Origin of the sequence: Faecalibacterium sp. Marseille-P9590, assembly GCF_017377665.1 — a bacterium.
Lineage (GTDB): Bacteria > Bacillota > Clostridia > Oscillospirales > Ruminococcaceae > Faecalibacterium.
Map to the genome: position 1 here is coordinate 320346 of NZ_JAFREF010000001.1, position 13402 is coordinate 333747.

The following is a 13402-nucleotide window of genomic DNA, read 5'->3' on the forward strand; positions in this document are numbered from 1 at the left end:
TTTGCATAGAAAAAATCCGCCCCCGGCGTACCGGAGACGGATAAAAAGTTTTATGATGACTCAGAATGTCAGCCGCATCTGATGCCAGACGACATCGCCGTGGGTGGAGACGGAAACGCCCTCATCCACGAAGCCGAACTGCGCATAAAAGCCGATGAGCCGTTCCTTGCAGGTGAGCACGATGCCCTTGCGCCCGGCGGCTTTCGCGTCGGCGCAAACCTGACGCAGAACACGGGAAGCACAGCCTTCGTGCCGATGGGCCGGGGCGGTGACGACGCTGAATATCATCTGCCACGCACCCTTCGGCGTGTGAAGATGGGGGTCATCGTACATCTCATCGGTGAGGTCGGGCATATCGGTGACGAAGCCGTTGACGAAAGCTTTCACCTCGCCGCCCTCGTCCAGCAGCCAGAAACAGTCCGGGTAGACAGCCACACGCCCGGCGATGCTCTGCCGGGATGCCCCCTCAGCGGACGGGTAGGACGCAGCTTCGATTTCGGCCAGTGTGTCCACGTCAGCGGGCAGTGCATGACGGATGCTCATACTCTCCCCTCCTCAGGCTTTGGCGGCGGGAGCCACTTCAAAGTCGATCTTGCCCAGATTGACGTCGGCGCGGACGATGGTGATCATCATCTTGTCGCCGAGGCTCCAGGTCTTGCCGGAAGCGGGGTCAGTCAGGCGGACGCCCTCGGTCAGGCTGGTGCCGGAGGGAGTCAGGCTGGAGGCAGGCACAAAGCCCTCCACGCCGTTGTCCAGCTCGATGAAGAGGCCGCGCTGGGTCACGCCGGAGATGGTACCCTCGTAGCACTCGCCCAGATGGCGGCGGGCATACTCGGCCTTATAGCAGTCCTCAGCCTTCCGCTCGATCTGCATAGCGATGACCTCACGCTCGCTGGACTGCTTGGAGGCGCGCTCTGCGAAATCGGTGTAGCGGAGGATCATGGTCTCCTTCTCGGTACCCTTGAGCAGATCGGTCATGATGCGATGGATGGCCAGGTCGGGGTAACGGCGGATGGGGCTGGTGAAGTGGGCGTAATCCTTCAGCACCAGACCGTAGTGGCCCTTGGGCTTCTCTTCGTAGAGAGCCTTGGACATGCAGCGGAGCATACCGGTGTTGATGATCTGCTCATAAGGGGTACCGCGCACACCCTCGAGGATGGCGCTCAGCTCCTTGGGAGTGGGAACGTCCTTGGCGAAGTGGTCATTGATGCCGCAGGCCTGCAGCAGAGCGTGCAGACGCTCCAGCTTTTCGGCGTTGGGCTCTTCATGGACGCGGTAGACGAAGGGGATCTGCTTGACGCGGGCAAAGTGGGCAGCGCACTGGTTGGCCAGCAGCATGAACTCCTCGATCATGCTCTCGCTCTCGCCGGAAGTGCGCTTCTTGACGTCGATACAACGGCCATTCTCGTCGAGGATGAGCTTGACTTCGCCGCTCTCGATGTCCATGCAGCCGCGCTCCTTGCGCAGGCGGGCGCGGTGGCCGTACAGCTCCTTCATAGCGGGCAGCTGGTCGATGACATCGGCATACTTTGCCTTGATCTCGGCGTCGGCCGTACCGGCCAGCAGGGCGTTGATCTCGGAGTAGACACCCTTGACGCGGCTGCGGATGATGGACTTGACAAAGCGGTAATCCGTCAGATTGCCCTCCTTGTCCAGACGCATCAGGCAGGAGAAAGCCAGACGCAGCTCGTTCTCGTTCAGGCTGCAGATGCCGTTGGACAGGGCCTTGGGCAGCATCGGAACGACCTGATCTGCATAATAGACGCTGGTTGCGCGGCTGAACGCCTCGTTGTCCAGCTCGGTGCCGGGCTTGACGTAGTTGGAGACGTCTGCGATGTGGACGCCCAGCTCAAAGCCGCCGTCAGAGGTGCGGGTCAGGCTGATGGCATCGTCGATGTCCTTGGTCTCGGCACTGTCGATGGTGAAGATGGGCAGGGCGCGCAGGTCCATGCGGCCCTCGCAGTCCTTCTCAGAGACCTCTGCGCCCTCGAACTTCTTGGCCTCATCGCGCACTTTATCCGGGAAGCGGGTGCGGATGTCCTTTGCGTAAAGCAGAGCCTTGGCGCAGCGCTTGGCCTCGTCGGAGCTACCGAAGCGCATGGCGACGCCCACGCGGTGGTCTTCCTGACGGTTGCCGCGGTTCAGGATCTCGACGGCTACCTTGTCGCCGTCCTTTGCGCCGCCCTCGCAGTCGCGGGCCAGAGGCATGGTGATGGCCGGGCAGTCGTCTGGCACGAAGCGCAGACGACCCTCGACCCGGCGCACAGTGCCGACCAGATCGTTTTTCTCGGTCAGGATGGCGAGGATAGCGCCCTCGTCGCTGCCCTCCACACGGGGATGCTCGAATTTCTCCACCAGCACGTCGTCGCCGGGCATTGCGCCCTTGGTGAAGCGGCCGGGGATGAAGATGTCGCTGGTGCCGTCCTCCAGCATGACGAAAGCAAAGTTCTTGCCCAGCTTGACCACCTTGCACAGCAGAGCCTTGTCGGCACGGCCGGAGCGGACGGTAAAGAACACGCCCTGACGCTGGCAGACGACAGCCTCTCGCACCAGTTCGTCCAGAGCTTCCATCACCTTGCGGTCTGCGCCGCGCTCGCCGCCGAACTTCTGCTTCAGCTCTTTGACGGTGCAGGGCTGGTTCTGGATGGCATGTTCGATTTTATCGCGCATTGACATAAATTTTCTTTCTCCTTAACTACCATAGCCCGCCCTCCACCGGGGCGTGGCTTCTTCCCTCTTATCTCTTTTATAACAACATATAGACACAAAAACAGCCCCGCTTTCATCACGGGGCTGCGGGCGCATACTCAGGCCAGACGGCTTGCGAACACGCAGGCCAGGATGGCCACCACAAAGAAGATGATACCGGCGACGCGGGTCACCTTTGCCAGCATCTGGTCCGCAGGGGTCAGACGGGCGTTGTTTGCGCCGTAAGCGCTGCCGTTGATGGCACCAGCCAGGCCCTGACCGTGGGTGTGCTGCATCAGGGTGAGGGCAAAGATGACCACCGAGACGACGAGCAGAATGACGCCGCCGACGATTTCAATGACTGCCATGGATGAAAACGCTCCTTTTATTGTTAAATTTGGATAACAAACATACAAATACAAGTATATAGTAACATACCTCAGCCAAAAAAGCAAGCAAAAAAGCAAAACCATTCACGCCCCGGCGCTCAGTGCGTCGCACAGGCGGGCAAAGATGGCTGCGCTGGACACTTCCGGCTCTGTCTGGGCGTCCTGCATCACCACGATGGTCCAGCGGGGCTTTTCTGCCGGGTAAAAACCGGCGAACCAGTAGTTTTTCAGCTCTTCGCCATCCCGGAACTGGCCGGTCTGGGCGGTGCCGGTCTTTCCGGCGGCAGTCCCCTCGGAGGGGGCGGCCTGCTGGCCCGTTCCCTCTGCCACGACGCCCGCCAGCAGCTCTTGCAGCTTTTCCGCCGTCTGCTCCGCGAACACCCGCCGGGACGAGCTATGTGCCAGCGGCATGAGCTCTTCGCCCGTCGTCTCGTCCACGGTACACTCCACGAAAAGCGGGGTGTGGTAGACGCCTCCCGCCGCAATGGTGTTCATCATCCCGGCCACCTGTAAGGGCGTCGCCAGAAGCTTCCCCTGTCCGAAGCAGAAGTTGGCAAACTGCCCCTCGTTTTCGAGTGTCTCTGCTTCGGGCAGAACGCCAGAAGCAGACCGGAGGCCGTCTGCAATGTCCTGTCCCTTCCCGAAGCCCAGCGCTGCCGCCATCTTCCGGACACGCTCCGGCCCCAATTCCCGCCCCAGCTCGATAAAGTAGCCGTTGCAGCTCTTTTCCAGAGCGCCGCCCAGCCCCACGAGGCCGTGAGGTACGCTTCCGGCACAGCGGTAGACCTGACCGTTCAGGGCGTCGTAGCCGGGACACTCCCGGATGAAGTCCCCTTCTCCGGCTTCCAGCGCCGCTGCGGCCAACACCGGTTTGAACACCGAGCCCACCGCATAGGCCGAAAAAGCACGGTTCAGAAGCGGGCTGTCCGGGGCAGTCAGACTCTCGCCCACATTGGCCGCATCAAAACCCGGCAGGCTCACGCAGGCCCGCACCTTGCCGCTGCTTACATCTATAATAAGGATACACCCGGTGGCCATGCTCTCCGCCGCCACCCCTTCTGCGGCCCTCTGGATTCTGCGGGAGAGGGTCAGCCGCACACCCTGCGGGGCAGAGTCTGCTTTTTCTAAAATCGGCTCACTGCCCCGCTGCAGCCGTCCCTGCGCTGTGACCGCACAGTGCAGTGTATCCCGCTCGCCGGTGTAAAGAACATCGTCCAGCGCAGCCTCAAGGCCCGCTGCGCCGTGGCCCTCGCTGTCCAGGTAGCCGATGAGCTGTTCTGCCAGCGGGGCAGCGGCGTACCGCCGGGGAATAGCATAGCACCGCACGCCCAGTCCACTTACATCCTGCACCACGTCCAGCAGAAAGGGTCGGGAAGTATTCCGCTCCCGGTAAAGCCTGGCCTGCCCGTCAGCGTCCGCATAGGGGTAGAGCCGCGCGTAGCTGCCCTCACCCGGGAAGCAGAGGGCCAGCCAGCTCTGAGAGATGCCCGTCAGCGGCAGGCCGTCACAGTCGTAAAAGTTTCCCCGCGCCGCAGGCAGGCGGAGGACCGCTTCGCTCTGCGCCGCCGCCCGCACGGCGTACTCCGTGTTCGAGCAGAGCCAGTACAACCTGCAGACCACCGCCGCAAACCCCAGCAGCAGCGCCCCGTACAGCGCAAGCACTCTCCGACCCGACATAAAAAGCCCCCCTTCCCTGCCCGGTAGTATGGGCAGAAAAGAGGGACGGTACACAAGCCTCCGAAGAAGCTCTGCCTCAGATACTGAAACAGTATGCGCGTTTTGGGAAAGGCTGCGGCTTAGTACATGCCGCCCATACCGCCCATGTCACCGCCAGCGGCAGCAGGAGCAGCCGGAGGTTCGGGCAGGTCGGCCACGAGGCTCTCGGTGGTCAGAACCATCTCAGCGACGGATGCTGCGTTCTCCAGAGCGGAGCGGGTGACCTTGGTCGGGTCAACGATGCCGGCGGCGATCATATCCTCGACGTAGACTTCATTCTGAGCGTCGAAGCCGTAGTTGGGCTTGTTGGCAGAGATGATCTTGTCGATGATGACGCTGCCCTCGAGGCCGGCGTTCTTGGCGATCTGGCGCAGAGGAGCTTCCAGAGCCTTCAGGACGATCTTAGCACCGGTGCGCTCGTCGCCTTCCAGCGTATCGCACAGCTCACGGACAGCAGGGATGGCGTTGATGGGAGCAGTGCCGCCGCCAGCAACGACGCCTTCCTGAACAGCAGCCTTGGTTGCGTTCAGAGCATCCTCGATGCGGAGCTTCTTGTCCTTCATCTCGACCTCAGTAGCAGCGCCGACCTTGATGACAGCCACGCCGCCAGCCAGCTTTGCCAGACGCTCCTGCAGCTTCTCGCGGTCGAAGTCGCTGGTAGCGGCCTCGATCTGGTTGCGGATCTGACCGATGCGGGATGCGATAGCGTCCTTGTCGCCAGCGCCGCCCACGATGGTAGTGTTCTCCTTGGTGACCTTGACCTGACGGGCATGACCCAACATGTCAACGGTAGCGTCCTTCAGCTCGTAGCCGAGGTCTGCAGAGACAACCGTGCCGCCGGTCAGGGTAGCAATATCCTGCAGCATCTCCTTGCGGCGGTCGCCGAAGCCGGGAGCCTTGACAGCCACGACGTTCAGGGTGCCGCGCAGGCGGTTGACGATGAGGGTGGACAGAGCCTCGCCCTCAATGTCCTCGGCCACGATGAGCAGCTTCATGCCGTTCTGCATGACCTGCTCCAGTAGAGGAACGAGGTCCTGAATGACGCTGATCTTCTTATCGGTGATGAGGATGGCGGCGTTGTCCAGAACAGCCTCCATCTTGTCGGTATCGGTGACCATATAGGGAGTCAGGTAGCCGCGGTCGAACTGCATACCTTCGACGATCTCGTTGTAGGTCTCGGCAGTGGTCTTGTTCTCCTCGATGGTGATGACGCCGTCGGAAGTGACCTTCTCCATCGCCTCGGCGATGAGACGGCCGATCTCGGGGTCGCCTGCGGAGATGGTGCCGACGCGGGCGATGTCGTTGGAGTCCTTGACCTTCTGGCTGTGTGCCTTGATGGTCTCGACGGCCTTAGCGACAGCCTTGGTCATGCCGCGGCGGATGTCCATCGGGTTTGCACCGGCGGTGACATTCTTCATGCCCTCGGTGACCATAGCCTGTGCCAGAACGGTCGCGGTGGTGGTGCCGTCGCCTGCGGCGTCGTTGGTCTTGGTAGCGACCTCACGCACCAGCTGTGCGCCCATGTTCTCGAACTCGTCCTTCAGCTCGATCTCCTTTGCGATGGTCACACCGTCGTTGGTGATGACGGGGGCGCCGAACTTCTTGCTCAGCACCACATTGCGGCCCTTGGGGCCGAGGGTGATCTTAACAGTATCTGCCAGAGTGTCGATACCGGCACACAGTGCCTTGCGGGCTTCCTCGCCCTGCTTGATCTGCTTAGCCATATTTTATCGCTCCTTCGTAAAAGCTTGATTATCCAGTGTGAGGGGAAGACGCTTACTCCACGATGGCCAGAATGTCGGCCTGACGCACGATGGTGCATTCTTCGCCGTCCACCTTGACCTCGGTGCCGGAGTACTTGCTGGTGAGCACCTTGTCGCCCACCTTGACAGTCATCTTGACTTCCTTGCCGTCCACGACACCGCCGGGGCCAACGGCCACGACCTGTGCCACCTGAGGCTTCTCTTTAGCGCTGCCAGTCAGGATGAGGCCGCCCTTGGTGGTCTCCTCGACCTCAACAGTCTTGATAACAACACGGTCTGCAAGAGGAATGATCTTCATCGTTCTTGCCCTCCTATTATAAATATAAAAGATAAACTGTTTTATGTCCCGGGGGCTTTGCCCTCCCGGTTATTTAGCACTCCTTTTCCTTGAGTGCTAAGTGTATTGTACTCATCTTGGAGTCAAAAATCAAGGGGTTTTGCAAATTTCTTTGTTAAGTTTTTATGTCCTTTCCATGAGCCATGTTCTTTTTGCCCTCGCCATGTACGAACAATGTACGCTCCATCTACTTTTCAGATAACAAAAAACGCACCCGTCATAAGACCAGTGCGTTAAACTATAGGGGGATCCTCTCTATTTGGGCAATTCCGGTTCACCTTCATATTTTCGCTCCGAAACACAGTGCAGTCAAAATACTTGACTTTGTCAAGTAACAGTGCTATAATGCTTTCCATTCAAAAGCAGAAGGAGTTGACGAAATGGAGCCATTCACGGTATCTTCCTGCATTCTGACCCTGCACAAAGAGTTTGCCGCTTACACGACCCAGCGGTTACAGGAACTGGGTCTGAGCTTCGGGCTGATATATTTTGTCATTTATGTAGGAAAGCATCCGGATTGTACGCCTTCGGAACTGACCAAAGATCTGCATCTGGATTGGGGCCACTCCCAGCGCAGCCTGAACAAGCTGGCCGAAGACGGCTTTCTGACGAAAGAAAAGAATGGGCGCAGCTACCACCTGAAGCTGACCCAGAGGGGTGAAAACGCCTTTGTGGTCTGTCATCAGGTCTTTATCGGCTGGGATGCGCAGAGTCTGGGCGGACTGACAGCGCAGGAGCGGCAGCAGCTGCTGACATTACTGCAAAAAGCAGTGCAAAAGAAAGTGTGCAAATGATGTACGAAACGATCTTGAGTCCGATCCATTATGGTGAGATGCAGCTGAAAAACCGCATCATTTTTGCGCCGACAACATTCGGGCTGTCGGATGAAGAATACCTTGCAAAGATCCGTGCCATTGCACAGGGCGGCTGTGCCATGATCATCGTGGGCGATGTCCCGGTGGGCAAAAGCAAATTTGAAAAATCTCTATTTGACCCCAAAGGCTTTGCATTCTACCAGCAGGTCGTGAAAATCGCCCATGATGCGGATTGCAAAGTCTGTGCCCAGCTGCACCAGAGCGATTCCAACCTGCTGGCCCTGTTCAAGTACATTCCCGGCGTCCTGCTGAAGAAGATCACCCCGGATCAGCTGCGGGAAAAACTGAACGCCGAAGTCGCTCCTTACATTACAAAGATGTCCAAACGGAAGATCCGGACCATCATCAGCGGGTTTGGAAAAGCGGCGGTGCTGGCAAAACAGGCCGGTTTTGATATGATGCAGGTGCATGGCGACCGGATGTGCGGCAGTTTCAGTTCGGCCATCTTCAACCACCGCACCGATGAATACGGCGGCAGCGCAGAAAACCGCGCCCGTTTTGCGGCGGCAGCGGTCTCGGCTGTCCATGCGGCGGTTCCGGGGATGCCCATTGATTACAAGCTGGCCGTCCGGCAGGAAAACCCGCACTTTGGCAATGCCGGTGTGGTGGAAGAAGAACTACCGGTGTTCGTTCCGCTGCTGGAGCAGGCGGGTGTGACCAGCTTCCATGTAACGCTGGCAAACCATTCCGCATTGGAAAACACCATCCCGCCCGCCGATCATCCCTATTTCAGCCAGCCGGGATGTTTCCTCAAATTCTGCGATGAGGTGCGGCAGTACACCCAGCTGCCCATCTGTGGTGTCGGTGGTCTGAACGACCCGGATCTTGTGGAGCAGCAGCTCGCCAGCGGACGCATCCAGTGCGCCGCCATGAGCCGCCAGCTTCTGGCAGACCCGGATTGGGTGAACAAGCTGAAAAACGGGCAGGCGGAACAGATCCACCGCTGTCTCCGCTGCAACAAGAAATGTCTGGGCGGGCTGACGGCACATCAGGGGACCCGCTGTGTTTATGATGCTTTGCGAGAAAAAGAAGCAAAAAACGCATAAACCTACCCGACAAAAAATCACGATATACTCAACAAAAAGACATTCACAAAGGAGAAGCTATGAGTTACGCAATCGTATTCAGCAGCAAAACAGGCAACACAAAAATCTTGGCAGATACGCTGCACGACTGCCTGCCGCAGGAAGGCTGCGATTATTTCGGCATCCCGGATCCTGCTGCCATGGAAGCGGACACCCTTTATGTAGGCTTCTGGACGGACAAGGGAAATGCCGATGAAAGCACTTTGGACTTTTTGAAGCAGCTGCACGGCAAAAACATCTTTCTCTTTGGCACTGCCGGCTTCGGCGGCAGTAAAGAATACTTTGATAAGATCTTGAAAAAGACGGAGCATTCGCTGGACAAGAGCAACACTGTTTTCGGCTGCTATATGTGTCAGGGCAAAATGCCGATGTCCGTACGCCAGCGGTACGAAGAGATGAAAAAGCAGCCGATCCATCTGCCCAATCTGGATGCCATGATCGAGAATTTTGACAAGGCCCTTTCTCACCCGGATGCGGATGACCTGGAGCAGCTGAAACAGGCTGTAAGATAACGGAAAAGGCGGCGGCTTTCCTTGACAAGGAAAGCCGCCGCCTTTGTTGATCATCCGATGAGCACCTAAAGAAACGTGCAGGGTGCTTCTCATCCTTTCATTTTACACGCTGGCACGCTGGGCCATGAACCGCTCATAGGCCGGTTTGGGCAGCAGGACGCGCCCGGCCAGCGGCTTGAGCTGGGCGGTGATGGCGTCGCATGGAGCGCACTCGCCGTCGGCGGTCGCCACGATAGGGCCGCGTCCGTCTGCCGGGCGCAGGGAGACACACTTGGCCCGGCGGTAGATGAAGTAGGGCTTCGCCTGTTCCGTCAGCTCACCGTTCCGGAAGTGCCTGCCGCTCTTGTACATCCCCAGCAGGCGGGCGATCGTCAGGCGGCTCACCCTGCGGATGATGAAGACGTCCAGCCAGCCGTCGTCGGGCTGAGCCTCGGGGGCTGCATAAAAGCCGCCTCCATAGGTGCGGCCATTGCAGACGGCACACATCAGGCAGTCCACCGTCAGCTCCTCGCCGTCGATGGTAAAGGTCACGTTCCGGCCGATGTGGCCGCAGAGCTGCTTGACGATGGAGAGTGCATAGGCCATCTCGCCGCCGCAGAACGGGATGCGCCGGAACTGCGGGATGCCGTAAGCCACCTGTGCATCGAGCCCGGCGGCGCAGATGGTCGCCGAAAGGCCGAGGTCGGTCTGCATCAAATCAATGTCCACCTCGCCGCCCGCCAGCTGGGCGTCGAGGTCATTGAACTCTTCCCGCGTGCCGTAGGTGCGCAGAAAATCATTGCCGCTGCCAAAGGGCAGACACCCCACCGCCGCGAGGCTGCACCCCTGCGCCCCTGTCAGTGCCTCGTTGAAGGTGCCGTCGCCGCCCGCTGTCCAGATGCGCACCGGCTCACCGTCGGCCTGCGCGGTGTGCGCCGCCTCAGCGGCCAACTCCCGGGCATGGCCCGCGTACTGGGTCACAACGACCTTCCGTTTTTCCGGCGGGATGCCCGCCCGCTGGGCTGCGGCCTGGATGGCCGGGGCCAGCTCGGCAGTGCAGTCCCGCTTACCGGCGGTGGGATTGAGCAAAAACAGATAGCGCATTCGGCTTCCTCCTCTGGTAGTTCCTGCCCTCTATCATAGCGGAAAACCAGAGCAGATGCAAGAGTTTTTCAGCCGACACCCGCCGTCTGCGTCTCCTGCACCACGATCGTGCCGTCCTCGGCACAGTCTGCCGTCCAGTGCTGTCCGAGGCTCACACTGCCGGAGGCGATCTGGTCGGCGAAGGCCTGCTCCACGGCCCGGTCTACCTGTCGGCGCAGCTCTCGTGCGCCATAGGGCGAATGTGCTTTTGCCGCCAGCGCCGGGCCGACCCGGGCCGTGTGGGTCAGCTGGTAGCCGCTGCGGGCAGCACGCTCTTCCAGCTGGCCCAGCAGCTTTTCGGCGATGGAGCAGAGGCTCTGCTCCTCCAGCGGGCGGAAGACGATGAGCTCATCCAGACGGCCCACCAGCTCCGGCCGGAACCACTTTTTCGCCTCGGCAACGGCGGCTTCCGACTGCTTTTCAAAGGCGGCTTCGCTTCCCGCCCCGAAGCCCAGCGGTGCGCTCTGCCCGGCGAGGAATCGTGCGCCGAGGTTGGAGGTCAGCAGGACGATGGTATTGCGGAAATCCGCCTTGCGGCCCATGGAGTCGGTCAGCTGGCCGTCCTCGAGCATCTGCAGGAGCACATTCTGAATATCCGGGTGCGCCTTTTCGATTTCGTCAAAGAGCACCACGCTGTAGGGGCGGCGGCGGACGGCCTCAGTGAGCTGACCGCCCTCGTCGTGGCCCAGATAGCCCGGAGGCGCACCCAGCAGACGCGCCACGGTGTGCTGCTCCTGATACTCCGACATATCGAACTTGAGCAGGGCTTTCTCGCTGCCGAACCAGCTCTCCGCCAGCGCCTTTGCCAGCGCAGTCTTACCGACACCGGTAGGCCCGAGGAAAAGCATCGCACCGATCGGCCGGCCCGGCTCCCCCAGCCCGGTGCGGCTGCGCCGGATGGCCCCGGCCACGGCAGCGACAGCCCGGCTCTGGCCCACGACTTCGGCGTTCAGGCGCTCTTCGAGGCGGGCCAGACGCTCCCTCTCTTTTTCGCCCACCCGTTCTGCCGGGACGCCGCTGGCCTGCGCCACCACCCGGGCAATTTCCTTCCGGCTGAGGACGGGGTCTTTCTCCCCTTCCCGTTCGGCCCGGATGCGCACCGCCGCGCAGGCTTCGTCCACGAGGTCGATGGCCTTATCCGGCAGACAGCGCCCCGGCAGATACCGCACTGAAAGCTCCACGGCCTCCCGCAGGGCTTCGTTGGGCAGACGGACGCCGTGATACCGCTCGTAGCGGGGTGCCAGACCTTCCAGTATATCCACAGCCTGCTTCGGCGTAGGCTCTTCGATTTGGACGCGGCCAAATCGGCGCTCGAGGGCGGCGTCCTTCTGGATGTGGGTGCGGAATTCCTGATTCGTCGTCGCGCCGATGAGCTGCAGTTCACCCCGGGCCAGCACCGGCTTTAAGATACTGGCTGCGTCGATAGCCCCCTCTGCCGCACCTGCGCCGACGATGGTGTGGAACTCATCCACGAAGAGGATGGCGCTGCCGTCCCGGACGAGTTCTTCCAACAGATTCTTGAACCGCTCTTCAAAGTCGCCGCGGTATTTCGTACCAGCCACGAGGCTGGCCATGTCCAGCGCCAGCAGACGCCGCCCCTGGAGCATCCGGGGTACCTGCTTGTCGGCGATGCGCTGGGCAAGCCCTTCGGCCAGCGCGGTCTTGCCCACGCCCGGTTCCCCCACAAGGCAGGGGTTGTTCTTCTGGCGGCGGCATAAGATCTCTACCATCCGGTCCAGCTCTTTTTCCCGGCAGAACACCGGGTCCAGCTCGCCGTCCGCCGCCCGGCGGGTCAAATCGCGGCAATATTTGTCGCTGGCCCGGCTCCCCCGCGGCAGCGACGACGCCGAGCGCGGCTGGATCGGCAGGATGAACTGCCCTGAAAGCTGGCGGCACTCCCGCACCGCCTCGGTGAGCTGGACACCCATGGATGCCAGCATGACCCCGGCGGCGCAGTCGGTGTCTTCCAGCATGGCGCAGAGCAGATGCTCCGGCTCGGCCCGGCTCAGGTGGGCGTTCTGCGCCCCGATGATGGCGTAGTCCATTGCCCGGCGCAGGTCCGCCGCCATATCGCCCCGGGCAAGCCTGGTGACCGAACCATCCCGCCCGGCGGACAGCTGACGCCGCACTTCCAGCTCCGAGATGTTCTTCCCGGCCAGAAAGCGGGCCGCCGGGCCGCCGTCCGCTTGCAGCATCGCCCACAGCAGGTGGCCGGTGTCTGCCTTTTTGCAGCCCAGCCCTCCGGCCAGCTCCACCGCCTTATCCAGCAGCTGCCCCGCCTCCCGGGAGAAGCCCTTATACCGTCCTTTGCCGAATGCGTCCCAAATGCTCATTTGCCTGGCTCCTATCTTCCGTGTTGCCTTGTTGCATCAAGAAACAGTATAGCCCCGGCAGGCGAGAAAAAATCAGAGCTTTGTGTCGCACCGGCCCAAAAAACGCACCGAGAGACAAAACAAAAAAGCCATCTGAACGAATCAGATGGCTTTCTGGTTGGGGATGAGAGAATCGAACTCCCACAAGTAGAGTCAGAGTCTACCGCACTACCACTATGCAAATCCCCAATATCCTGTTGTGTTTCGCGGCATTGAGCCGGTCAACGTGTGCTATTATAGCCGCCTTCGAGCGTTTTGTCAAGCAGATTTTTGAAAAAAGTTGTACTTTTTCAGAAATCCGCGAAAATCCGTCAAGTTTATTTTTCAATGTCCGAAGTTCCCTCTTCCAGATAGATGGCGACGTCTTCGATTTTGCAGTCTAAAATCTTGCAGAGCTGGTCGAGAGTATAGGTATTGACATTATGATTGTTTCGCAGTCGGTTCAGCTGTCCAGCGCTGAAGTGGTAATCTTTGATCAGTTTATACTGGGAGATACCACGCATTTTCATTGTTTTCCAAAGAGGTTCAAACGAAATCACGGAC

The 13402-nt window shown here is 60.1% G+C and carries 12 protein-coding genes and 1 tRNA gene; 3 read left to right on the top strand and 10 right to left on the bottom strand.

What is annotated here, in order from left to right:
- Nucleotides 1-60: 60 nt before the first annotated feature.
- The 6 genes from J3349_RS01570 to J3349_RS01595 form a co-directional block, all read right to left on the bottom strand.
- Nucleotides 61-543, bottom strand: a complete 483-nt coding sequence (locus tag J3349_RS01570; protein ID WP_207676221.1) for a GNAT family N-acetyltransferase — start codon at nucleotides 541-543, stop codon at nucleotides 61-63.
- Nucleotides 544-555: 12 nt separating this feature from the next.
- A complete protein-coding gene (rnr, locus tag J3349_RS01575; RefSeq protein ID WP_207676222.1) occupies nucleotides 556-2676 on the bottom strand; it encodes a ribonuclease R in 2121 nt (706 codons plus the stop codon).
- A 131-nt stretch (nucleotides 2677-2807) separates the two neighbouring features.
- A complete protein-coding gene (secG, locus tag J3349_RS01580; RefSeq protein WP_207676223.1) occupies nucleotides 2808-3056 on the bottom strand; it encodes a preprotein translocase subunit SecG in 249 nt (82 codons plus the stop codon).
- A gap of 105 nt (nucleotides 3057-3161) precedes the next feature.
- Nucleotides 3162-4754 (bottom strand): penicillin-binding transpeptidase domain-containing protein, encoded by a 1593-nt coding sequence (locus J3349_RS01585; RefSeq protein ID WP_207676224.1) that lies wholly within the window; start codon nucleotides 4752-4754, stop codon nucleotides 3162-3164.
- A 119-nt stretch (nucleotides 4755-4873) separates the two neighbouring features.
- Nucleotides 4874-6517, bottom strand: a complete 1644-nt coding sequence (gene groL, locus J3349_RS01590) for a chaperonin GroEL (RefSeq protein WP_149793725.1) — start codon at nucleotides 6515-6517, stop codon at nucleotides 4874-4876.
- Nucleotides 6518-6569: 52 nt separating this feature from the next.
- Nucleotides 6570-6854 carry a co-chaperone GroES gene (locus J3349_RS01595; protein ID WP_015563875.1) on the bottom strand — a complete coding sequence of 95 codons (285 nt, stop codon included), beginning with the start codon at nucleotides 6852-6854 and terminating at the stop codon, nucleotides 6570-6572.
- A gap of 419 nt (nucleotides 6855-7273) precedes the next feature.
- On the opposite strand from J3349_RS01595, the gene bilQ reads away from it, so the two are divergent.
- From bilQ to bilS, 3 genes are read left to right on the top strand one after another with little or no spacing between them, the layout of a single operon-like run.
- Complete coding sequence (gene bilQ, locus J3349_RS01600; protein ID WP_207676225.1) at nucleotides 7274-7687, top strand: bilirubin utilization transcriptional regulator BilQ; 414 nt, start codon at nucleotides 7274-7276, stop codon at nucleotides 7685-7687.
- Nucleotides 7687-8814 (top strand): bilirubin reductase, encoded by a 1128-nt coding sequence (gene bilR / locus J3349_RS01605; RefSeq protein WP_207676370.1) that lies wholly within the window; start codon nucleotides 7687-7689, stop codon nucleotides 8812-8814. The genes bilQ and bilR overlap by 1 nt, the downstream gene beginning before the upstream one ends.
- Before the next feature lie 59 nt (nucleotides 8815-8873).
- Complete coding sequence (gene bilS / locus J3349_RS01610) at nucleotides 8874-9365, top strand: flavodoxin family protein BilS (protein WP_207676226.1); 492 nt, start codon at nucleotides 8874-8876, stop codon at nucleotides 9363-9365.
- A 102-nt stretch (nucleotides 9366-9467) separates the two neighbouring features.
- Here bilS and J3349_RS01615 read toward each other — a convergent pair whose 3' ends face one another.
- The 4 genes from J3349_RS01615 to J3349_RS01630 all read right to left on the bottom strand — a co-directional run bounded on the left by J3349_RS01615 (nucleotide 9468) and on the right by J3349_RS01630 (nucleotide 13368).
- The gene (locus J3349_RS01615) at nucleotides 9468-10448 is read right to left on the bottom strand and encodes a diacylglycerol kinase family protein (protein WP_207676227.1); all 981 of its coding nucleotides are present in this window, start codon (nucleotides 10446-10448) and stop codon (nucleotides 9468-9470) included.
- 68 nt (nucleotides 10449-10516) lie between these two features.
- A complete protein-coding gene (locus tag J3349_RS01620) occupies nucleotides 10517-12820 on the bottom strand; it encodes an ATP-dependent Clp protease ATP-binding subunit (protein ID WP_015563871.1) in 2304 nt (767 codons plus the stop codon).
- 154 nt (nucleotides 12821-12974) lie between these two features.
- Nucleotides 12975-13048 (bottom strand) — tRNA-Gln (locus J3349_RS01625).
- A 128-nt stretch (nucleotides 13049-13176) separates the two neighbouring features.
- Nucleotides 13177-13368, bottom strand: coding sequence for a helix-turn-helix transcriptional regulator (locus J3349_RS01630; RefSeq protein ID WP_278251783.1), 192 nt, complete (start codon nucleotides 13366-13368; stop codon nucleotides 13177-13179).
- Between the last annotated feature and the right edge of the window lie 34 nt (nucleotides 13369-13402).

What these genes read in the sequence shown, in the direction of transcription:
- J3349_RS01570 (WP_207676221.1), bottom strand. Translation starts at nt 543, where the DNA reads ATGAGCATCCGTCATGCACTGCCCGCTGACGTGGACACACTGGCCGAA.
- rnr (WP_207676222.1), bottom strand. Translation starts at nt 2,676, where the DNA reads ATGTCAATGCGCGATAAAATCGAACATGCCATCCAGAACCAGCCCTGC.
- secG (WP_207676223.1), bottom strand. Translation starts at nt 3,056, where the DNA reads ATGGCAGTCATTGAAATCGTCGGCGGCGTCATTCTGCTCGTCGTCTCG.
- J3349_RS01585 (WP_207676224.1), bottom strand. Translation starts at nt 4,754, where the DNA reads ATGTCGGGTCGGAGAGTGCTTGCGCTGTACGGGGCGCTGCTGCTGGGG.
- groL (WP_149793725.1), bottom strand. Translation starts at nt 6,517, where the DNA reads ATGGCTAAGCAGATCAAGCAGGGCGAGGAAGCCCGCAAGGCACTGTGT.
- J3349_RS01595 (WP_015563875.1), bottom strand. Translation starts at nt 6,854, where the DNA reads ATGAAGATCATTCCTCTTGCAGACCGTGTTGTTATCAAGACTGTTGAG.
- bilQ (WP_207676225.1), top strand. Translation starts at nt 7,274, where the DNA reads ATGGAGCCATTCACGGTATCTTCCTGCATTCTGACCCTGCACAAAGAG.
- bilR (WP_207676370.1), top strand. Translation starts at nt 7,687, where the DNA reads ATGTACGAAACGATCTTGAGTCCGATCCATTATGGTGAGATGCAGCTG.
- bilS (WP_207676226.1), top strand. Translation starts at nt 8,874, where the DNA reads ATGAGTTACGCAATCGTATTCAGCAGCAAAACAGGCAACACAAAAATC.
- J3349_RS01615 (WP_207676227.1), bottom strand. Translation starts at nt 10,448, where the DNA reads ATGCGCTATCTGTTTTTGCTCAATCCCACCGCCGGTAAGCGGGACTGC.
- J3349_RS01620 (WP_015563871.1), bottom strand. Translation starts at nt 12,820, where the DNA reads ATGAGCATTTGGGACGCATTCGGCAAAGGACGGTATAAGGGCTTCTCC.
- J3349_RS01630 (WP_278251783.1), bottom strand. Translation starts at nt 13,368, where the DNA reads ATGAAAATGCGTGGTATCTCCCAGTATAAACTGATCAAAGATTACCAC.